The organism is Moorena sp. SIO4E2 (genome assembly GCF_010671945.1).
GTDB classification, from domain to species: Bacteria; Cyanobacteriota; Cyanobacteriia; order Cyanobacteriales; family Coleofasciculaceae; genus Moorena; species Moorena producens.
In genome coordinates this window covers 1-22,577 of the sequence record NZ_JAAHIE010000039.1, presented here as the reverse complement: position 1 = coordinate 22,577, position 22,577 = coordinate 1, and the positions used below count along the sequence as shown (strand labels likewise).

Annotated in this window: 15 protein-coding genes; 9 read left to right on the top strand and 6 right to left on the bottom strand. The window is 45.2% G+C overall.

Translation table 11 applies throughout. The features are described 5' to 3' along the window. Positions 1-11: 11 nt before the first annotated feature. The 5 genes from F6K37_RS07395 to F6K37_RS07375 all read right to left on the bottom strand — a co-directional run bounded on the left by F6K37_RS07395 (position 12) and on the right by F6K37_RS07375 (position 4,602). A complete protein-coding gene (locus tag F6K37_RS07395; RefSeq protein ID WP_008180902.1) occupies positions 12-1,214 on the bottom strand; it encodes an argininosuccinate synthase in 1,203 nt (400 codons plus the stop codon). Between the two features lie 84 nt (positions 1,215-1,298). Beyond that, the gene (locus F6K37_RS07390; protein ID WP_287249238.1) at positions 1,299-2,525 is read right to left on the bottom strand and encodes a SpoIID/LytB domain-containing protein; all 1,227 of its coding nucleotides are present in this window, start codon (positions 2,523-2,525) and stop codon (positions 1,299-1,301) included. 58 nt (positions 2,526-2,583) lie between these two features. Next, positions 2,584-3,009 carry a MurL C-terminal domain-containing protein gene (locus F6K37_RS07385; RefSeq protein ID WP_131826947.1) on the bottom strand — a complete coding sequence of 142 codons (426 nt, stop codon included), beginning with the start codon at positions 3,007-3,009 and terminating at the stop codon, positions 2,584-2,586. A 129-nt stretch (positions 3,010-3,138) separates the two neighbouring features. Beyond that, a complete protein-coding gene (locus tag F6K37_RS07380; protein ID WP_008180897.1) occupies positions 3,139-4,074 on the bottom strand; it encodes a hypothetical protein in 936 nt (311 codons plus the stop codon). Positions 4,075-4,188: 114 nt separating this feature from the next. Continuing rightward, the gene (locus tag F6K37_RS07375; protein ID WP_008180895.1) at positions 4,189-4,602 is read right to left on the bottom strand and encodes a hypothetical protein; all 414 of its coding nucleotides are present in this window, start codon (positions 4,600-4,602) and stop codon (positions 4,189-4,191) included. Between F6K37_RS07375 and F6K37_RS07370 the strand changes: the two genes are divergently transcribed. Together F6K37_RS07370 and F6K37_RS07365 are read left to right on the top strand one after the other, a co-directional pair. Continuing rightward, a complete protein-coding gene (locus F6K37_RS07370; protein WP_008180894.1) occupies positions 4,601-4,729 on the top strand; it encodes a hypothetical protein in 129 nt (42 codons plus the stop codon). The genes F6K37_RS07375 and F6K37_RS07370 overlap by 2 nt on opposite strands. Before the next feature lie 199 nt (positions 4,730-4,928). Continuing rightward, positions 4,929-5,072, top strand: coding sequence for a hypothetical protein (locus tag F6K37_RS07365; protein ID WP_193374690.1), 144 nt, complete (start codon positions 4,929-4,931; stop codon positions 5,070-5,072). A 1-nt stretch (position 5,073) separates the two neighbouring features. On the opposite strand, the gene urtA is transcribed toward F6K37_RS07365, so the two are convergent. Further along, positions 5,074-9,336 (bottom strand): urea ABC transporter substrate-binding protein, encoded by a 4,263-nt coding sequence (urtA, locus tag F6K37_RS07360; RefSeq protein ID WP_287249231.1) that lies wholly within the window; start codon positions 9,334-9,336, stop codon positions 5,074-5,076. Positions 9,337-11,148: 1,812 nt separating this feature from the next. On the opposite strand from urtA, the gene hemC reads away from it, so the two are divergent. From hemC to F6K37_RS07325, 7 genes are all read left to right on the top strand, one after another. Continuing rightward, positions 11,149-12,117, top strand: a complete 969-nt coding sequence (hemC, locus tag F6K37_RS07355; protein WP_287249229.1) for a hydroxymethylbilane synthase — start codon at positions 11,149-11,151, stop codon at positions 12,115-12,117. Positions 12,118-12,440: 323 nt separating this feature from the next. Beyond that, positions 12,441-13,868 (top strand): glycogen synthase GlgA, encoded by a 1,428-nt coding sequence (glgA, locus tag F6K37_RS07350; RefSeq protein ID WP_008180891.1) that lies wholly within the window; start codon positions 12,441-12,443, stop codon positions 13,866-13,868. 183 nt (positions 13,869-14,051) lie between these two features. Beyond that, on the top strand, positions 14,052-18,146 hold the full coding sequence (locus tag F6K37_RS07345) for a CHAT domain-containing protein (protein ID WP_287249227.1): 4,095 nt from the start codon (positions 14,052-14,054) through the stop codon (positions 18,144-18,146). 179 nt (positions 18,147-18,325) lie between these two features. Then, the gene (locus F6K37_RS07340; protein ID WP_287249225.1) at positions 18,326-19,615 is read left to right on the top strand and encodes a serine/threonine protein kinase; all 1,290 of its coding nucleotides are present in this window, start codon (positions 18,326-18,328) and stop codon (positions 19,613-19,615) included. Positions 19,616-19,907: 292 nt separating this feature from the next. After that, on the top strand, positions 19,908-20,264 hold the full coding sequence (locus tag F6K37_RS07335) for a DUF6825 family protein (RefSeq protein WP_287249223.1): 357 nt from the start codon (positions 19,908-19,910) through the stop codon (positions 20,262-20,264). A gap of 169 nt (positions 20,265-20,433) precedes the next feature. After that, complete coding sequence (locus F6K37_RS07330; protein ID WP_229414387.1) at positions 20,434-22,137, top strand: ABC1 kinase family protein; 1,704 nt, start codon at positions 20,434-20,436, stop codon at positions 22,135-22,137. 294 nt (positions 22,138-22,431) lie between these two features. Next, a partial coding sequence (locus F6K37_RS07325; protein ID WP_502887730.1) for a PP2C family protein-serine/threonine phosphatase occupies positions 22,432-22,577 on the top strand: 146 nt, incomplete at its 3' end.

Sequence of the window (22,577 nt, the reverse complement as noted above, 5' to 3'; positions counted from 1 at the left end):
ACCCAAAATTACTAACTCCTGGTTTTTGCTGACCACACCCGAGTCGGTAATCCCCACAAGTAGATGAAACCTTCAGCCGCCTTGTGGTCAAACTGGTCTTCCGAGGTGTAGGTAGCCAGTTCCGGAGTGTAGAGAGAATTCTCTGACTGACGCCCTACAATTATGGCATTACCCTTGAACAGTTTAACCTTGACTGTACCGGATACCCGCTCCTGGGTTTTTTGAATGAAAGCATCCAAAGCCTCCTTAAGAGGACTATACCACAAGCCTTTGTAGACCATTTGACTGTAGGTGTCTTCAAGCCCTCGCTTGTACTGGGTAACATCAGCAGTCAAGGTCAGACTTTCCAAGTCACGATGAGCTTGGATCAACACCGATAGGGCTGGTGTTTCGTAAATTTCTCGGCTTTTGATACCGACTACCCGGTTCTCAACCATGTCAATCCGTCCCACACCATGATTGCCAGCCAACTCGTTCAGTTGACTAATAAAAGTCACGGGGTCAAGGAGATTACCGTTAAGAATAGTGGGGACACCCCGCTCAAAGCCAATTTCAATATATTCTGGCTCATCTGGCGTATTTGCGATCGCTTTTGTCATGGCATAAACTTCCTCTGGTGGTTCTACCATCGGATCTTCAAGCACCCCCGCTTCAATACTGCGCCCTAGCAGGTTACGGTCAATGCTGTAGGGGGAAGACTTTTTGACTGGTGAGGGAATACCAAAGCGCTCACCATATGCGATCGAGTCTTCACGAGAGAACCCCCACTCCCTAGCTGGTGCCAATATTTTCAAGTTGGGGTTAAGGGCGATAATCGACACATCAAAACGCACCTGGTCATTGCCCTTACCGGTACAACCATGAGCTACCGCATCTGCACCATATTTTTCAGCAGTTTCCACCAATAATTTAGCAATCAGGGGACGAGCCAGAGCAGTAGAGAGGGGATAGCGACTTTCATAAAGAGCATTAGCCTGAATTGCTGGAAACGCATAGTCCTTGACAAAGCTGTAGGTAGCATCAGCAACCAAGGATTCTGTTGCCCCAGCGTCCAAAGCTTTTTGTCTGATTGGTTCTAATTCATCTCCCTGACCTAAATTTGCGGCTAGGGTGATCACCTCTTTGACTCCCCATTCTTCTTTAAGATAAGGGATACAAACCGAAGTATCTACGCCACCGGAATATGCTAGAACAACTTTTTCAGCACGGCTCATGATAGTTTCACCCTGTGGAAAACAACAAAATATCTATTCTATCCACATATTTCCAGAATATGGTTGCTGAATTGCCACAAAACTCTAATCGTAATCCGCCTCAACAGTATCAATCCAAGCCAAACTAGTGCCTGGATAATAGTTGCCTAAAATTTCTTGATACGTGTAACCCTGCTTAGCCAAGTCACGAGCTCCGGTTTGACTCATACCCTGACCACCAAATACATTTTTGACAATATGGTCAGAAGCCGCGTACAAGGATTCTACCACCCCACCTTTGTAACTTAGAAAAATGCCGCGAGTTTCTTGAACTGCCTGAGCCGTGGTGTTCCACTCATATTTGATTCCTTTGTAAACTTGCCAACGCTGAGTGTTTCCCAAATCATAGAATTTACTAGCGGGTCGAATCGCATGAACCAAAGCATAGGAGCGAGCAGCAATGGCTTGTGCTTTGAGAGCTGCCATTGGCCAACTAGGATACACTTCCGCTCCCACCACCGAAGTCAGGTAAAGCTCAAGGTCAACGTAGTTTACTGCCAAGATGCTATCTCCCTTAGAAATCAATAGCAAATCCCCTCGATACCACCGGTTTCCTACTAATACATACCCTCCATTTGTGGGCTTCACCCAAAGCCCTGCGGGGGTCTTATAGTTACCAATTTGAATATAGTCCCCTAATGGTTTAACATTACTTCCCTGATTGGCGGTTAGTTTACCCAGGGGCTGACCCCTAGCATCCAGCAACTCACCCGGTGTTGAGGTAGCCACTACCAGAGACTTAACACCATTAGCTACAGCAACTCGCATTTCTAGGATCGGAGCATCATTCAATGGCTTTGCTGCTGGTTGCTGATTTTTGGTAGCCGCTTCAGACTGGCTGGGCGGCTGGTTGTTGTGATTAGAAGACTCAGTCTTGGCTGATTTATCCGATTTATCCTGGGATTTATCCTTGGTAGTAGCAGTAGCTTGTTTCGTGCCCTGGTTGCTAGCGGTTGATGCTTGGGTAGCTTTAGTTTGGGCTAGGGTTGGTGAGGGTGGTGAGTTAGAAGCAGTAGAATTCTCATCCTTGGGGGTAGGAGATTGGGATGGTTTTGGATCTGTGGCGGTAGAGGTTAGTTCGGATGTGGGAGTCTCCTCGTTGTTAGCCAGCCCATCCGATTCAGGGGAAACTTGATCTGGGGAATTTGGAGCAGAAGAGGTTGAGGAAGATGTTTCTAACTCAGAGCCAGGTGACAGAGATTTCGCTAAGACTAAAGGTACAGATAGGGCAATTGAAAATAGGGCAATTGACCACAACACTGATTTCTTCATTCGTAAGTAAAATTAAACACTTGCTTCACCGGCTATTCCAATATACAACTTAGCATTGCTATTGGGATTCTGAATACTGTTGTGCTGACCTTAAACGTGCCGAAAGGACGGAATGAAGTTTGTTAGGAACGACTTCCCAATTAATTTCGGTGTATGTTTTCCAAAGTCGATCGGCTTCTTTCTTTGACAATTGGGCAAAATCTCGCAAAAAGGGATAGTCTATCCCTTTTTGCAAGCACATGTACCCAGCCAAGCGGCACTCTTCATGGGAAGGCACACATTCCCAAGCCACTTTGTCCCGATCGAGTAGGTTTTCGAAGTGTGTTCTGTTCTCTGGGATCTTAAAGAGGCTGATTTGAGAGCCGACAACCTCTTGAGCAAACTCTTCATCAAAATAAGCACACATCATCAAGTAGCAAAAACAACATTTAGGGCAACGGTTGCACCAAGGTTTACCGTAGTTGCAAGAATGTGTCGCTTTCATCAGCTGAGGATGCTGAGCCACAATGGCATAGATCGAGATGTCGTACAGTCCGCGAAGCGTACTGAAAAAGCCTTCAAACCAATGGCAATTCGTGATCTGTGTAAATATCTGCTTGGCCTTTTGTTGGTATTAAACACTTTTGCACCATTGGTGATTAATGGGATTACCATCCCAGTCGGCCATGCTGTTATCGGCGGATCGTTCGATATTGAACCATACTTTGGTATATTGATGGTAAAGGATGACAGGAAAGTAACCAATATAATTGGCGGTATGTCCCACTATAAAGTCAATTTTATTGTATTTAGCTTCTACCCCCATCGCTTCGAAAACGTGATCAGGGCAACTAAAGAAATTATCTTCAATCTTAACCTTAATTGTCTTGCTTTCTGGCGGGGCTGCCGCTTCTTTCAGCCGCTGAAGCAAGGCTTCCTGTAGCGCAATGCTGCTCTTGGCGATTGGCACATAGCCCTCATACATGTCGAATGGCACACCAGCTTCCCTCAGTAACAACATGCCAGCCAGGGTATCCTTACCGCCACCATTGGTTAACAAGCTGCTCTTGCGTGGTGGCGGCGAGACTTCGGCACGGGGATACTGAGCCTGTGGAGGTGCAGTCGAGCCGTCACACTCAATCTGGGAAATGGGTTCTTGTACCACGAGCTTCGGATAAGTCGGTGATGGATAGCGCAATTGATTCAGATAGCGCCATTCGCCGAGTTGTTTACGAAAGCAATCAGTCCACAACTCACGAACGGTCGCACTGCATTGCAACCCTTCACAAAGAACAACCTTCTCGCCCCCCAGTGCCAAAAATCGCATACATTCCCATGCCACAAGTGCCCCCAACAGTTCAGGCTCAATGCTCTGATCATACCGCTCCCATAAGGCATCCCAAGAGGGAATAGATTGATAGGTTATGTGTGAAAAAAATGACCGCCCCGCAATCTCAAGGTCGATATGCAGCGTAGCAGGCTGTGAGTGTAACGTCACGCCACGAACATGCACATCAAACTTCGATGAGGAAGTGAGAGATTTAGGATGAGTCAGTTTTATAATTGCCATATTTTAACCGATATGTTGTCAAAGGGCGAAAGCGCCTAACTTCTTACCCTTATCCCCTCCTTATTGTGTTAAAGAAGGGGAGAAAGGGCGATTCCTGACAACCTGATGAAGCTGTTATTTGCAGAAAGCCTGAAATAAAAGATCAGGATCAAAAGAATTTTCGATTTGTGGGTTTACCGTCAAAAAACCGATTTGAGCCTTTCTGTAATAAATTGCAGGGGGTAATTCTGTGCTGGGGTTATAGGCACTGAGGTGTGACTTAGAACTCCCATAATTTCCCTCCCGATTCCACACACTATCAACGCCCGACAGATTACCATAATCCCCTAGCTGATTACAAATCGACTTTTCATCCACAGGGTTACTAGACACTAAACCCAGGAAAGCACCATCAGCTCCCACCAAGTAAGCACGACCATCAAGTTCAAACAGTGTTTGGGCAAGACTGCGACTGGCCAAACAGTTACCGAACACCAGGGAGATACCTAACATCAAACCAATCTGTTGGGTAACAGAAACTCTGCTCATGGTTAACCTAGATTTTAGTAAATCAGAAATATTTATTCCTCTAGGATTCCCATCAGACTCCGTCAAGGAACACCTGGCTAAAAATTTCTATCCAAAAGCAGAAGCAGATGGAGGATTAATAAGGTAAGGGCTAGTTAACAGTCAAGCTTTGATCCCCCCAAAGATCGGCAGGCGGTCAACCTACCCTACGGGAACGCCAAAGGCGAACAACCTTGGGCTTTCGGCCACGCTACGCGAACAACCTTAAACCTTGGGCTTTCGGCCACGCTACGCGAACAACCTTAAACCTTGGGCTTTCGGCCACGCTACGCGAACAACCTTAAACCTTGGGCTTTCGGCCACGCTACGCGAACAACCTTAAACCCTCAACCTTCAACCCTCAACCTTCAACCCTCAACCTTCAACCCTCAACCTTCAACCCTCAACCCACCCTACTTCGGACGCCAAGGGCGAACAACCTTCAACAATGAGTTACTTTCTTCCAGTCAGCCAATAGGTGATCATCTCTCCTTTGCCCTTAACATTAATAATCCCTCGCTCTTCAAACAAATACTTGTCTCGTAAACGCTCGTAAGTGTTAGCAGTAACTTGAATTCTCCCAGGTTCCCCTTGAGAGTCCATCCGAGATGCCACATTAACCGCATCGCCCCACAAATCATAAATGAACTTCTGGATACCGATCACCCCAGCTACCACAGGACCAGTGTTAATCCCGATGCGCAGGCGGAATGGTTCCCCATCATGCCGCTGGAAACGACTAATTTCCTGTTGGAGATCCAATGCCATGTTTGCGATCGCTTCTGGATGGTCATCCCTAGGGTTTGGTAGACCACCAACCACCATGTAGGCATCTCCAATGGTCTTAATTTTCTCTAATCCATGGTGCTGCGCTAGTTGGTCAAAGCTTGAGAAAATTTGATTAAGTAGATTAACCAATTCTGTGGGAGAGATGCGAGCAGAAAGCTTGGTAAACTCCACAATATCAGCAAACAGAATTGTTACTTCCTCAAAGCGATTCGCAATAGCTTTTGGCTCTTGTTTTAATCGTTGGGCGATGGAGTGAGGTAAAATATTCAACAACAAGTGTTCCGACTTTTCTTGTTCAGCTCTCAGTGCTGCTTCTGCCTGTTTGCCCTTGGTAATGTCGGCTACAGTGCCTTCGTAGTATAGTAGTTTCCCTTGAGTATCACGCACAACACGAGCATTCTGAGACGTCCAGATGATTTGGCCATCTTGTCGATAAACCCGAGCTTCAAAATCAGAGATAGCACCATGCTCCTCAACCGCAGCAATAAACTCAGCATAGCTGTTGGGGTTGACATAGAGTTGCTGTTCAATATCGGTCACTTTAGCCACTATTTCTTCTGGGCAAGAGTAGCCATACATCCGAGCTAAAGCTGGATTGACACTCAGGTACTGCCCATCCGATGTAATCTGAAAAATCCCCTCAGCGGCATTTTCAAAGATGCTACGATACTTCTCTTCAGCTTCCTGAAGTGCATCTAGAACCCGTTTGCGCTCTGTAATATTACGAGCGACCCAAATCACACAATTGTTTGGCAGGGGTGAGACACTCGCAGCAAACCACACCTGGGAATTATCACCTCTAAAGTGTGAAGTATGAAAGGGTTTTTCAGTTTGCTCCACTAGCTTTTGGCCATTGAATTCCGAAAATTTTTCATAATCGGATGAATTGTGATAATATTTGTTAGTGTGATGCCCTATATTCTTGGAATCGAAGTCCGAAAGTTTGTGGCCATTCAAGTCTGAGTTAGAACTAATTTCATCCTTAATACTTCCTACTTGATAATTTCCTATAGGTAAGCTGTATTCTATATTCAGGGTTTGTTTAGTATCTAAGACTTGCCGGATATGGGTGACAAAAAGTTCAGCTTGCTTGGGGGGAAAAACCTCGTAGACACTCTTACCAAGTAGTTCGGTCGTTGGACTATATAAAACTTCAGAATTGGTGGAGACTACTTTCATGTATCGTCCTTGAGCATCAAAAACGGTAATCACATCGGTCATCGCCCCAAATAGCACCCGCAACTCAGCTTCGGATTTACGTAGTGCTGCTTCGATGTGTTTGCGCTCTACAATCTCAATCCGTAGTTGATGATTGGCGTCCCGTAGTGCTGCTGTCCGTTGCTCCACTCGGGTTTCTAACACTTCATTGGCTCTTTGCAAGGCTTCCTGAGCTTGCTTACGCTCAGAGATGTCTTCCACAGTACCTTCGTAATAGAGCAGATTGCGATGCTCATCTTTAATGGCACGGGCATTTTCGCAAATCCAAGTCAAACTGCCATCCTGGCGATAGACTTGGGACTCGAAATCCACTAAGGTACCATTTTCTTCCAACAACTGGATGAATTGGGAGCGACGGTTCGGATCAACATAAAGTTCCTGCTCAATATTCGTGACAGTATTAATTAATACTTCTGGGGACTCATAACCATAGATGCGAGCTAAGGCTGGGTTAGCACTGAGGTAACGTCCTGAGGGGGTGGTTTGGAAGATGCCTTCTACAGCATTTTCAAAAATATTGCGATATTTCGCTTCAGCTTGCCTCAGGGCTTCTTCAGCTTGCCGACGCTCGGTAATATCAATCCCAATAGTGAAAGCAGCTGAGCCTTGATGGTACTTCTGGGCAACAATCACATAATTGTGCTTTTTGTGATTAACAATAGCCGAAACCTCTCGGCAAGCATCTTGTTCTGGGCTGGCAAAAAACTCCTTGACAAAGTCATTAAACTCTGAGCTAGCCTGAAGAAAGCCAATGTCTTGACCCACAAACCCCTCTGAGGACAAGTTAAATGTTTTGGCTAAATGGCGATTCACACCCAAGTAGCGCAAATCCGAACTAATCCAAGAGACAATTCCCGGTACTGCCTCCAACACGGCCTGTAACTGATCTTTGGTCTTGCGCAGGTCATCAAGAGCCTGCTGACGTTCGGTAATATCAATCCCAACGGTGAAAGCGGCTGAGCCTTGATGGTACTTCTGGGCAACAATTACATAGTTTCGCTTTTCGTCATTAACAATAGCAAAAACCTCTCGGCAAGCATCTTGCTCTGGGCTAGCAAAAAACTCCTTGACAAAGTCATTAAACTCTGAGCTAGCCTGAAGAAACCCAATGTCTTGACCCACAAACCCCTCTGAGGACAAGTTAAAAGTTTTGGCTAAATGGCGATTCACACCCAAGTAGCGCAAATCCGAACTAATCCAAGAGACAATCCCTGGTACCGCTTCCAACACTGCCTGTAACTGATCTTTAGCTGCCCTGAGTTCTTCTTGAGCTTGCTCACGCTCTCGCACCTCCATCATAAGCTGAGCATTAGATGCTTTTAAGTCAGCTGTGCGTTGTTCAACCTTGAGCTCCAGCTCATCGAAGGCTTTCTGGAGTTCTGCTTCAATTCGTCGCCGCTCAACTATTTCATGTTTCAACTGTTCCGTTGCCATTTCTAATGCTTGTGCATTGGTCTCTAGATACCTAGCTTTTTCAATCCATTGAGCAACCTCAGCCAATAATTCAATCACCACATTTGTGCTGTAGGGTTCGATCAATGGTGTGGCCCTAGCCGACCCATTGTATTGGTGAGTTCGTGCATCTGAGGCACAGTTACAGGTTTCAACCCCTAACCAGGGTAGGGGTTTAATCGGACGTTCACTGGTAAACAGAATTTCAAATTGTCCAGTCGGCAAAATCCGTCCAATCCGGCATTCTTTGCCAATATGGTGATTGGGTTCGATTTGGATTAATCCTCCCGGAGCATCAAATTTCTGACCATAAGCTGCCACCCTTACCCGGTCTACCTCAAATGATTGAGCGGATTCCACGGCTTGTTTCCAGAGGTAAACCTGAGCATAGGCAGCTTCAATGGGGTCACTAGTCACTCGGTTAGCTCCGTAACGACGCTGAAAATTCTGGACAAACCGTTGATTATTAGGAGTGTCCAGACTCTGGAAATAGCTCCAGCTGGCATAATGTCCCGCCGCTGTATCCCCTATCCTTTGCAGTTCCGCCTCAGCCACACTCACTGCCATAATCGGAATCTGATCAGCTGTAATTCCAGAGGATTTGTACTGGCGATAGAAGGCTACATTACTGTCACCATTAAGGGTGTTGAAGACCACATCTGGTCGAACTTGTTTAATTTTGGTGATCACCTCACCCATATCTTGAGTGCCTAGAGGAATGTAATCTTCCTCAACCACTGTTCCCCCCAGTTGTTTCAGTTGCGCTTTAATAATCTTGTTGGCAGTCAGGGGGAAAATATAGTCGCTACCGATCAGATAAAATCGCTTACCGTAATTTTTCACCAGCCAGTTCACCGCTGGCTCAATTTGTTGATTTGGACAAGACCCGGTATAAAAAATATTTGGGGAACATTCCAGACCCTCATATTGTAGGGGGTACCATAGCAGAGAATTTAACACCTCAAATACGGGCAAAACTGCTTTACGAGAAGCAGACGTCCAGCAGCCAAAGACTGTGGCTACCTGATCCTCTTGAATCAGTTTTCTGGCCTTGCTCTCAAATTCCGCTGACTTCGATGCCCCATCCTCAACGATCGGTTTGATATATTGACCAAGAACTCCTCCGGTTTGGTTAATTTCTGCGATCGCCATCAGCTCAGCTTCCACCAGGGCGGCTTCGCTAATTGCCATAGTTCCCCTTAAGGAATGCAATATACCAACTCGCATACAGGGGTTATCAGTGTTGAAACTTGGCATTGCTTAAATTCCTGCAATATTTATTTGCAAATCTTTAACTTTTAAGCACCCATCAGCCTCTCACGGTTCTTTTCCTCAGCAACCGCAGGCGACGTGACCTACTATTAAATAATCAATGTTATATAAGCGCGAATCTAGCGAGCACCCTGATTAAGTCAGGATAAAACCGTTTTAGGGGAGGAATTTCCGTGGGGGTAAAGGAAATATTTTCGAGTCAACCCGTTAACTATTTACACAAACCACTATTACTTAGACTCGAATATGCCTTGGTTTCTGGGGCAGTTGTGGTCATAGAAGTAAAATTTAGATAATCAAGATAAAATTGGCAAAATTTAGGAAAAATTTCGAAAGTTTAGTGGTAATTTCCACCTTTCTTTCCCTCCCACCATTTACCTCTTCCCGATTAAGTCAATTACACTGCACCTCAACCAATTAGTACAACAATAGTATAAGTAACTTAAAATTTACTGTGAACTCAATATATTTCAACATAACGACTATACCTGAGGGGGTGACATGAGCCCTGAAAAGCTTACTAGATAAGCCTTTGATTCCAATTCTCTTAGAAAAGATAAACTCCCAAATTGACCCTCCTGTGATTTAATGGCAAGCTCAAACCCTTATAACTACATCCAAGGTCAGCCCAAAACAGCATGTATCTTTTTGTAACACATCGGCTGAAAATATTACCCAGTAAGGATTTCAGCTTGCATGTCACCCCCTCAGCGACTATACAATTGTTTACAAAGCCATGATGTCTGTTTGAATATAGCGGTTTTTAATCTAGTAAGGTACAAGTTTTTGGGTTTTAGGGAGCAGGTACTGAGGCCGTAGGCCACGGGTTGCTGGTTCGGAGCAGGGACTTCGGAAGAGGGAAGAGGTAAAAAAAAATGTGTACCTCATGAGGATAAAAAGCGCTATACTATCACTGAAAAAAATTTTGGCGTCGCTGATAAAGGTTAACTCATCCCACCACTCAAGTAGTGAAATTTTGAGTCATTAGTATTGAGTTATAGTGGTTCTCATATTAATCAATGCAAAGGTATCTAAATTATAGAAGCCTTACTCAAAAGCGATGCAGTAGCCTCACGGGGAGGCAATGCGGTCTTGGGGGTTCCCCCGGAGACGAAACCTTAGAGAGGGTCGCCTTTAATGTCAGTAGGTTATGCAGAAAAGGGTTAAATATTTTTTAATAAGGCCACCCTCTCTTACGGTAACTTCAAGGCCTGCCGACGCGGGGCGCGTTCAAACCATGAGCAACTGCCGTGGTTTGCCCCACTCGCGCTTTGCATCAAAAGGTGCGACCCGTAGCGAATTAAATTCTTAATGCGGGAACGAAGTTACCGTAAGAAGAGGGTCGCCTTTATGGGTTACTGGCTATACGTAAAAGGGTTAAAACTTTTGTAATAAGGCGACCCTCTTCAAGGTTTCGTCTCCGGAAAGCGCACCTAACAAAGATTTAAAAATTTCTAAGCAAAAATACTAATCGTATGACTCTCATATCCAGTAGGCATTTCAAAATAAGATGCGAATACCGCTGTCATATTAATGAGGTAGACAGGATTTTTTACCTGATCCGAAGTTCCCTCTTCTGAGTTCCCTGCCACCCTTAATAAGGTAGGGTGGATTCGAGTTCCCTAAAATCTCAAACTTGTGTACCTCACCTATTTGATAAATGCTATATACTACGCCTTAGTTTTTGACAAATGACAAATGACAAATAGCTAATTACAGAAATGGAAACGGAAACGTCACCTTCTGCGGTAGTCTAGAACAAGTAAATTGATCTGCCTTGTAGAAATTGACAGCCCTATGACCTCTACCGTTACCAGTCCTGCCCGGACAATTCGCATCGGTTCTCGGAAAAGCCAACTTGCTCTGATTCAGACTTACTGGGTACAAGAGCAACTGAAAAAGCATTTTCCAGATCGAGAGTTTGAAGTCCAGACCATGAGTACCCACGGAGATAAAATCCTGGATGTGGCTTTATCTAAGATTGGGGATAAAGGGTTATTCACTAAGGAACTGGAATTGGGAATGCTTAGGGATGAGATCGATTTTGCAGTGCATTCCCTCAAAGACTTGCCAACCAGATTGCCAGAAGGGTTAGTGTTAGGGTGCGTCACAGAACGGGAGAACCCCGCCGATGCTTTAGTAATGCACCAAAAGCACCAAGATAAACAGATAGAAACGTTGCCAGAAGGCTCGATCATTGGAACCTCCTCCCTCAGACGGCTGGCTCAGCTGCGCTACCATTTTCCCCATCTGAGTTTTAAAGATGTCAGAGGTAACCTAAACACCAGACTGGCCAAACTGGATGCTGGTGACTACGATGCACTAATTTTAGCAGTAGCTGGGCTAAAACGACTGGACATGAGCGATCGCATTCACCAAATTTTACCACCAGAGATATCACTCCATGCTGTGGGACAAGGGGCTTTGGGAATTGAATGCCGTGAGGATGATCAAGAAGTCTTAGAACTGCTCAATGCGATCGCACATCCCCCCACTGCTCAACGCTGTTACGCGGAACGGTCATTATTAAGGGCGCTCGAAGGTGGCTGTCAAGTTCCCATCGGTGTAGACACTCAGTTGGAAGGCAATACCCTAACCCTAACAGCTATAGTGGCTAGTGTGGATGGGCAAAAACTTGTCAAAGATACCATTCAAGGGGAGCAGAGTCAGGCAGAAAATTTGGGACTCGAACTTGCCGAACAGCTCAAAAAACAAGGAGCACAAGAGATTTTGGCTGAAATTTTGGCTCAAATCGAGCGGGAATAGGAATATAGCTGAAAAGTCAATTCAATTCCTGTGCCAAGCGTTATAGATTTTATAATTTTCCTGATCCGCTTTCAGTGTAGGAAAAGGCTAAGGAAAAGGTTTTTTAAGCCATAGCCTTTTTCTTTTCCCGTAGAATTTTTGCTCAGGCTACAGTAAGCCTTGATAGCCGGAAAGCTGAAGGTTCTTCGATCAAGTCTGATAGGAGTTCAAGGTCAATTCCTGAAAAGTTCTGCTCCATGTTTCAGGCTTGATCAAATGCACTTCATCCTTCAAGCTTGCAGCTATTTCCTAGGCACTAACAACCAATAATTTACAACTAACAGATGAAGATTCTATTCGTTGCGGCGGAAGCAGCTCCCATCGCGAAAATTGGCGGTATGGGGGATGTAGTGGGATCATTACCCAAAACCTTGAGGCAATTGGGACAGGATGTCCGAATTTTCATGCCTTACTACGGCTTTTTGCCCGATAAAATGGAGATTCAAGAGGAACCAGTCTGGTCCGGTGATGCTATGTTTCAACACTTCAATGTGTTTGAAACCCTACTACCCAAGACTGATGTCCCCTTATATTTATTTGGTCATGCTGCCTTTGCTGGTCGCCAAATCTACTCTGGAGATGATGAAGACTGGCGATTCACCCTATTTGCCAATGGTGCAGCTGAGTTTGCTTGGAACTACTGGAAGCCTGATGTTATTCACTGTCATGATTGGCACACGGGCATGATTCCCGTTTGGATGAACCAATCATCAGATATCAGCACAGTTTTCACAATTCACAACCTGGCTTATCAAGGCCCCCAGCGCTGGCGCTTAGAAGAAATGACTTGGTGTCCCTGGTATATGCAAGGTCATAATACTATGGCGGCAGCTGTACAGTATGCTAACCGGGTAAATACTGTTTCTCCCACCTACGCTCAACAAATTCAAACTGCTGAATACGGTGAGTCCTTAGAAGGTTTGCTGTCATTTATCAGTGGTAAAACTGTTGGAATTGTCAATGGGATTGATACAGAAAGTTACAATCCCGAAACCGATAACTACATTCCTCACAACTTCACCGCTGATACTCTCGACATCCGCAGCAAAAACAAAGTAGCCCTCCAGAAAGAAGTCGGCTTAGCCATCAATCCCGATACCTGTCTGATCAGTATGGTTTCCCGCTTAGTGGAACAGAAAGGGATTGACCTGCTCGTGCAAGTTTTACAGGGTTTCCTAGCTTACACCGATTGTCAATTTTTAGTCCTAGGTACGGGAGAGCGCTACTATGAAACCCAACTGTGGGAAATCGCATCCCGCTATCCAGGACGAATGTCTGCTCAAATCCTCTATAACGATCCTCTAGCTCGACGGATCTATGCTGGTAGTGATGTATTCTTAATGCCTTCCCGCTTTGAACCCTGTGGGATTAGCCAAATGCTGGCCATGGGTTACGGCTGTATTCCCATTGTACGACGTACTGGCGGTTTGGTGGATACGGTTTCCCACCATGATCCTATCAACCAAACTGGAACGGGTTACTGCTTTGACCGCTACGAACCGTTAGATTTATATACTTGTATGGTTCGGGCTTGGGAAGGTTTCCGCTACAAGAAAGAATGGCGGAGTTTGCAGCAACGAGCTATGAGCCAAGACTTTAGTTGGGAGAAGTCAGCCAGGGAATATATCAATATGTACCAAGATATTGTAGGATTACCTGCAGAAGCACCTCAGCAGGTACCACAAGACAACCATTTAGCTGTTGTCAGCTAGACAGAATATCCCATAAGTTACACCTATTCTGTTACTGTGATCAGTGATCACTAAGGATGGCTATCCTACCATGGCTATTTTACCATGGCTATTTTAGTTTTAAATTAGTAAAATTACCATGGCCTTACCCTAGTGGATCGGTGCTACAGCTGTTTCCAACTAGGTGCATGAACACTACACTGCATGACTAATAGACAGAGAACGTTAGGGGTTGCTATGAAGATTATGGGGAAACCGGTAGTAAGACCCAAGCCCAGCAATTCTAAGTACCAAGGGCGGTGCAGTCCCCTAGAGGGCAAGATTTTCCCCCCTCAAGGCTCTAAGGGAAAAATCTCTCCTTCATTCCTCAACCGCTTATCTCTAGCTCAAGTCATGCCCTGGGGGGTAGCCATGTTGCTCTCCCCAAGTGGGCTACCAGCAATAGCACAAATCACTTCAGCAGAAGACAGTGCAGGGACAATTGTAACTCCTAATGGTCAAAGCTTCGAGATCACTGGTGGTAGCCTCTCTAATAGCAATCAACCGAATCTGTTCCACAGTTTTGAGGAATTTGGACTCGATTCCGGTCAGATTGCCAATTTTATCCCTAATAATCCCCAGGTTAGGAATATTTTGGGGCGAGTCGTAGGCGGTAATCCCTCAATTATTAATGGTCTAATTCAAATCATAAGCGGTAATGGGAGCCCTAACTTATACTTAATGAACCCAGCAGGGATTATTTTTGGGGCTGATGCTCGACTGAATGTCCCTGCTTCCTTTACAGCAACCACAGCAACTGGGATTGGCTTTGAGGACGGGAATTGGTTTGATGCCTTTGGTGACAATAAGAGGTACCAGGACTTAATTGGTGAGCCCACTAGCTTTGCCTTTGATTTAGCCCAACCTGGAAGTATCATTAACGCTGGTGACCTGGAAGTGCCAGACAATCAACGGATCGCCTTGATCGGGGGTAGTGTGATTAACACTGGGCAACTGAACGCACCGGGAGGCAATATTACTATCGCTGCTGTACCAGGGCAAAGTTTGGTTAAGATTTCTCAATCTGGAAATTTGTTGAATCTAGAGATTGACCCCCCTCGTACACTAGATGGGCAACCATTAATTACCGCACTAGATATACCAGAGCTACTCACAGGACCAGCCCAAGGCGTTGAGACCGGACTCAGTGCCAATTCCAATGGAACAGTACAGCTGACGGATTCTGGCACCATAGTTCCCACTGAGACAGGAACAACCATTGTGTCCGGTACCCTAGATGTTTCCAACCAAGAACTTAGGCGACGCAGTGTAACAGTATTAGGCGATCGCATTGCTCTAATTGATGCCACGATTAACTCTTCCGGTAGTAATGGTGGCCAGGTGTGGATTGGGAAGAACCCCCAAGACAATCCAGACAATGTGAAATTAAATGCCAATCGCACCTTTGTCAGCCGTGATTCCGTGATTAAGGCTGATGGACAAGCGGCAGATAGAGACGGAGGTCGAGTTACTGTCTGGTCAGAGGAAACTACAGCATTCTACGGGGATATTACTGCCCGTGGCGCTCAAGAGCAAACTTCACAGGCCGGAAGTGATAAAACACCAGATGGTGGGACAGTTGAGATATCTAGCCAACAGACTTTAATCTTTGATGGCAAAAAAGTTGATCTCACCGCCCCTGTTGGTCAAAACGGCACGATTACATTCGACCACAATAACATTACTATTGTACCTGGGACAGGGATTGCTGGTCAGCAGCTAGGGGATAATCCCCTTGGTTTTGATGTGATGGAAATTTTGTCCGGGGATGGGGGGACACCTGGCCTTAGCGCGAATGCCCTAGAACAAGTCTTGGGCAACATTGTTCTCAACGCTAGTAATGATATTACCATTGCCCCTAACGTCTCTCTGAACTTCTCTGATCAAGGGGTTAGTGGTGCTAATCCCCTATCCCTAAAGTTTACTGCTAATGCTGATGGCATTGACGGTGGGGATTTTTCAATGGATCCTACCCAATCGATCACTACTTTGGGTAGAGAGATCACCATTGATGGCGTTAATGTCACTGTAGGTGATATCAACACAGATGGTGGAGCGATTACAATCACAGCGTCTGAGACTCTGAGCACGGAAGAGCTTAACTCATCAGCAACAGTTGGCAAGGGAGGGGATGTTACCCTCGATGGCGGTAATATTCAGGTTAGCTGGATCAATGCCCAAGGTGGTAGCGATCGCAAAGGCGGGAATGTGGAAATTACCACAGAAGATATGTTTACAGCCACTGATACCTTTAATACCTTAATCGAGGGCAAAGAAACAGCAGTGAGCATTGCTACAGTTGGGGGAGATGGTGGAGGAAAAATCACCATCGGTCATGGGGGAAACGGGCAAACCCCCTTTGAGGTGGGAAATAGCAGTACTAATGGTACAGAGGGAGCTATTTCTACAGGTGATTCTACCATTCTTCCCCCAGGATCCTTTTTGACTTCGACGATCTCAGATTCAGGTGATATAGAAATTAAGACTGGGGAGCCATCTTCAAATTTGACTAGCCAAGGTCAAGCAATGGCTACCAATTTGATTCCAAATTCCAATAGGCCAACTCAAACCGACTCCAATGAAATAGAAGAGCAGTCTACTAAAAGAGAAGCTGATCTGAATTTAAACAAAATGAATTTCAATCCAATAGAAACAAATCCTATAGCAGAAATTCCTAATACTAATAGTATTCAATCCCTGGAACAATCGGACCCACAGCTAGTTACCAGGAAATTATCTAACTCTAATCTAGAAGTAGAGATTCCTAATACTAATAGTAGTCAATCCCTGGCACAATCGGAACCACGGCTAGTTACCAGGAAATTATCTAACTCTACCCTAGAAGCAGAGATTCCTAATACTAATAGTAGTCAATCCCCGGCACAATCGGAACCACGGCTAGTTACCAGGAAATTATCTAACTCTACCCTAGAAGCAGAAGCTGATGTTAAACAACTTGAGGGAGGCTTCACCTATGCGTTTGAAAAACATCTAGGCATTAGCAAAACTCCCATAGTTACCCTGGAAGAAGCCCAAGCCCACCTAGGCAAAATTGAAACTATTACTGGACTCAAACCTGCCATAATTTACCTGTTCTTTAAACCGGGATTTAAAGCGGAAACTACCAAGGGAAAGCCATTTAATTCCAAGGGATTGACGTCAACCAAACCGGAACGAGAGACAACGGAAAATCGGCAAAAGACTAGGTCACACTGGGAAGAAAATCTCGATACACAGCTCGAATTACTAGTCGTTACGGCTTCGGGAACAGTAATTAGAAAACAGGTGCAGGGAGCAACGCGATCGCAAGTTCTCTCTGTTGCTCGGGAATTCCAAAAGAGTATCACCAATTTCGAAAGCGCAAATGTCTACCTACCCTTGGCTCAGCAGTTGTATCGTTGGTTGATTAGTCCGGTAGAGCAGGAGCTAAAAGCCAAAAAAATAAATAATCTTGCCTTTATCATGGACGTTGGTTTGCGCTCCTTACCCATGGCAGCACTCCATGATGGCACTGGTTTTATTGTAGAACGATATAGCCTTGGTTTAATGCCAACTCTATCATTAACCAACATGAACTATGTAGACATTAGGAAATTTCAAGTCTTGGCCATGGGAGCATCCTACTTTAAGAACAAAAACCCATTACCAGCCGTTCCTGTAGAGTTATCGATGGTTACAGAAAAACTCTGGTCAGGAAAGGCATTACTTAACGAAGCGTTCACCGTAGCAAATTTGAGAAAAGCTCGTGCCTCACAACCCTTTGGTATCGTTCATTTGGCTACCCATAGTGAATTCCTAGCCGGTAAGCCCAGTAATTCCTACATCCAGCTGTGGGATACCAAGCTGCAACTTAACCAGCTCCATAAACTAGGCTTAAGTAAGCCTAAGGTAGAGTTGTTGGTCTTAAGTGCCTGTCGTACTGCCTTAGGAGACGAGCAAGCCGAATTAGGATTTGCCGGTCTAGCAGTGCTAGCGGGGGTCAAGTCCGCATTGGGAAGTCTCTGGTATGTCAGCGATGAGGGTACCCTGGGGCTAATGACAACGTTTTACGAAAAATTACAGGAAGTCCCAGTGAAAGCCGAGGCGATACGGAAAGCTCAGTTAAATCTGCTCAGGGGTACAGTCCGTCTGGAGAGAGGGCAGTTGGTAACGGATCAGGGCAGTTTTCCTTTACCACCAGCCTTAGCCAAGTTGCCAGATGTGGAGTTACGACATCCCTACTATTGGAGCGCTTTTACCCTAATTGGGAACCCTTGGTAATCTTTGCTCCTGATTAACGACTCCTAGCATAGAATAATGAAGCTGAATAATTTAGCTGATAGTTATCCTGGTTTTTCCTTGATCCAAGATTGCTCAAAAAACGAGGAACGAAACCTAGGGCGTGTCAACCATTCTGCACCACTTAAGGTTAGCATAGGTGGGAGTTGAACTGAACTTTCATGGACTTAAAGGCAGGCACAGTCTTGCACAACGGCAAATATGTTCTTCATAGCCAGCTCGGCAAAGGTGTCTTTAGCATAACCTACCTAGCTATCAACGCTGAGTCTGGTCAAACCGTGGTGATCAAAACCCTCAGCGACAATCTGTGCCACCATCCCCATGGTGACCAGTTCAAGCGGCAATTTATTGCCCTTGGTAGGCTCTTGAGCGGCTGTCAGCATCAGCATTTAGTCAGGGTAATCGAATCCTTTGAAGCTGCCGGACGACCTTACCTAGTCATGGAATATATTCCGGGGCAGACGTTAGCTGAACTCATCCAAGCCAATTTGGTTCCAGAAGCTCAAGCTATTGCATACATTCGTCAAATTGGCGATGCCCTTAGCATATTACATCAAAAGGGTTTGCTGCATCTAGATGTTAGACCGGAAAATATAATTCTGCGTCAAGATACCGATAAACTAGTGCTATGTGAGTTTGGGATTACTAGTCAACTCACCCTAGGAGTCAGGCAAACCCACGCCAGTTTAATTGCTGCTGGGTATAGCGCCCCAGAACAGTACATTTCTAAAGGGCAACTTTCCCACGCAACCGATGTCTACTCTTTAACCGCAACCTTTTACTGCTTGCTAACTGGAACCCCACCCTTACCCGCACCAGTCAGGGAAGTATTGCATGCCCAGGAAGGTTTCTATATTCTTTTCCTGCCGGACTTACCACCATGTCCACAAAACCTAACTCCAGTAGTTAAACAAGCAGTCTGGCGTGGCTTGCACATGGTCACCAATCAACGTCCTCAAACTGTAGAAGCTTGGTTATCGCTGCTGCCAACTCAGGAGAAAGTTCCTCAAAGCAGTTCTCAATTGAAAGTGCTGAGTCCTCAGCAAAAGTCATTAATTTCCCCAAAACTCAGCACTCAGCCCTCAAAACTGAAGACTCAGCCCTCAAAACTGAAGACTCAGCCCTCAAAACTGAGCACTCAGCCTTCAAAACTGAAGACTCAGACTTCAAAACTGAGCACTCAGCCTTCAAAACTGAGCACTCAGACCTTAGCTGTTCTCAAAACTGTCCACGCCAAGCTCAAAACTCAAACCTCAAAACTCAAAACTACCAAAGCTGGATTCCCACTGAAAGCCCTACTGATGACCGGTGCTCTTGCCGCCTCAGCCGGATTAGGATTTGGTTTCGCACTGCGAATGAACTCTCAAAAAGAACCTGGTTCTACCATCTTCCACACCGATCAATCCTTCCCTCCTCGCAGCAATTGGCCTTTGTCAGAACCCCAACTCTGAAACACCTTCAACCTCATCAAGGTGGTTTATTCATATTCATACTTGTACAGGACTTACAGCACACTGGCCACCAAACGCGCTTAATAAGTAGTAGGGCGACTAAGGAAAAGTTACTTCCTAAGTCCTGTTAGATTTAAATACATAAAGTGATATAATAATAAATTTTTAAATTAAAAGGACATGGCAGATTGGACAAACTGAGGATATACGAGGCAAGTAACTAGATTTGAATTCACTCATAATCCTGGGCAAGTACGTTATAATTTGTTACGTAAGCTAAAGAAACTTATCAATGAGTAACTCTGTAATTCATGCCTTTTTTCTGGGTAGGGCTGCAGCTCAAGCCATTAATCGGCAGCTCGAGGATGCTCTGACCAATGCCCTGAGTGAGTTAGGCAAGTTTGATGCTGAGCAGCGTGATCGACTGCGGCAGTTTACCGATCAGGTAATAGAAAGTGCCAATCGGGAAGCCGGAGCAGCAGCTGATTCTACTATTAGTAACACAGGTAGTAACACAGGTAGTAACACAGGTAGTAACACAGGGAAAACAGGATCCAAGCCAGCTGATCTGCAAGCGATGATTGATGAGCTGCGAGCAGAAATTGCCAGCTTGCGTACTGAATTAAAAAACTATCGCAAGCAATCTTGATAAGATTAATCGTTACTGCCCTAAATTATTTACAAAAGGGAGTAGTTTCGAGGCTTTTTAATCTTTTTTTAATAACCTGCTATTTTTTTGATAAAAACCTTACAGAGAAATCCGAGTGTCTGCTCTTTCTCAAAACTCTATTAACCTTACACTAGATCAGGAACGCAATGTGTCTAGCCAAAGTTCTATAGGTAAGCCATACAGCGAAAAAGCTTATCGGTGGAATCAAGAAAATTACTCCCGTCAAAGGCGTTTTATTGATATTTGGCGTTTTGTTTTGACCCTCATGACTGGGTTGTGGCTTGATGGGAAACCTTGGAGTTATCGGGGAGGATATACGGAGCAAAAGCAGGCATATAGACGCAAAACACAAGCTATCTGGATTCGAGATACATTCTTAGATCTCGGACCAACGTTTATCAAAGTTGGACAGTTATTCTCCACTCGTGCCGATTTATTCCCCAGTGAGTACGTAGAAGAACTTAGCAAACTACAAGACCGGGTTCCTGCCTTTAGTTACGAGCAAGTTGAGCAGATCATCCAGGAAGATTTAGGCAAGCCCATCAAGGAACTGTTCAGTGGTTTTGACCCAATTCCTCTGGCGGCGGCTAGCTTAGGGCAAGTTCACAAAGCTCAACTTCGCAGTGGTGAAGAGGTAGCGATTAAGGTCCAAAGACCAGGCTTAAAAAAACTGTTTACCATTGATTTACAAATTCTCAAGGGGATCGCCTATTACTTTCAAAACCATCCAGACTGGGGGCGTGGTCGGGACTGGAGCGGGATTTATGAAGAGTGCTGTCGCATTCTTTGGCAAGAAATTGATTATCTCAATGAAGGTCGAAATGCAGATACATTTCGGCGCAACTTCCGCAGCTATGACTGGGTGAAGGTACCCCGTGTCTACTGGCGCTATACCTCATCACGAGTTTTGACCCTAGAATTTTTACCAGGGATTAAGATTAGTAGTTACGAAGCTCTAGAAGCAGCTGGTCTAGACCGCAAATTAATCGCTCGTCTGGGCGCAGAAGCTTACCTACAGCAGTTGCTAAATGATGGCTTCTTCCATGCTGACCCCCATCCGGGAAATATTGCGGTTAGTCATCAAGGTTCCCTGATATTTTACGACTTTGGCATGATGGGGCAGATTAAGGCCAATGTGCGCGAGCAACTGATGGAAACCCTGTTTGGCATTGCCCAAAAAGACGGCGACCGAGTGGTGACTTCCCTAATTGAATTGGGTGCGCTCTCACCAGTGAGTGATATGGGACCGGTAAGGCGCTCAGTTCAGTACATGCTGGATAATTTCATGGATAAGCCCTTTGAGGAGCAATCGGTCAGTAACATCAGCGATGACCTCTACGAAATTGCTTATGGCCAGCCTTTTCGATTCCCAGCAACGTTCACATTTGTGATGCGAGCCTTTTCTACACTGGAAGGAGTGGGTAAAGGCTTAGACCCCGAATTTAATTTTATGGAAGTTGCAAAACCCTTCGCACTAGAGATTATGACCAACGGCAACACTCCTGACAACAATAGCTTTATTAATGAACTGGGACGCCAAGCCGCACAGATGAGTAGTACAGCATTAGGTTTGCCCCAGCGCATTGAAAGTACTATTGATAAATTAGAAAGAGGAGACCTGCGCATTCGAGTGCGCTCTATTGAATCAGACCGGGTTTTACGACGGCTGAGTGGTATTCAGTTGGGAACCAACTATACTTTATTAATCAGTGCGTTCACCCTTTCGGCTACTATTTTATTTGTCAATGGTAATGTTGTACTAGCCTTGGTAGTCGTTTTGGTGGCAGCTATGTTAGGATTTGCCTTAATTAGGTTGCTCCGACGGCTTGACCGGTTTGATCGGATGTTGTAGTTGTTGTAAAGTCGTAATAACTCCTTATTCCACGATCTATCCACTGTACTAGCAAGTACTAGGAGGCTAAATCGTTGGATATTTCGGCATTTATCCGGACATCTTTGGACATTTCCTTAATTAAACTGAATTAGGTCGATAATAATTATGCTTCTATCCATCAAAACCAAACTGAAGCTCACGGACGAGCAGAAAAGACATCTCCAAAAATTAACCTCAAACCCTTGCACTGCCTGGGTCAAAACCGAGTTTCTGGAGATGTCTAAAGCATCAAGCCAGTAAACAACCGATGTGATGAAAAGTTGCTTCGCCGGTATTACAGATCCGGGCTTACTACGTACAGTTAACCAAGATGACTACTACATAGACCCGGACGGTCGCTTCTTTATTGTTGCCGACGGCATGGGTGGTCATGCCGGTGGACAAGAGGCAAGTAAAAT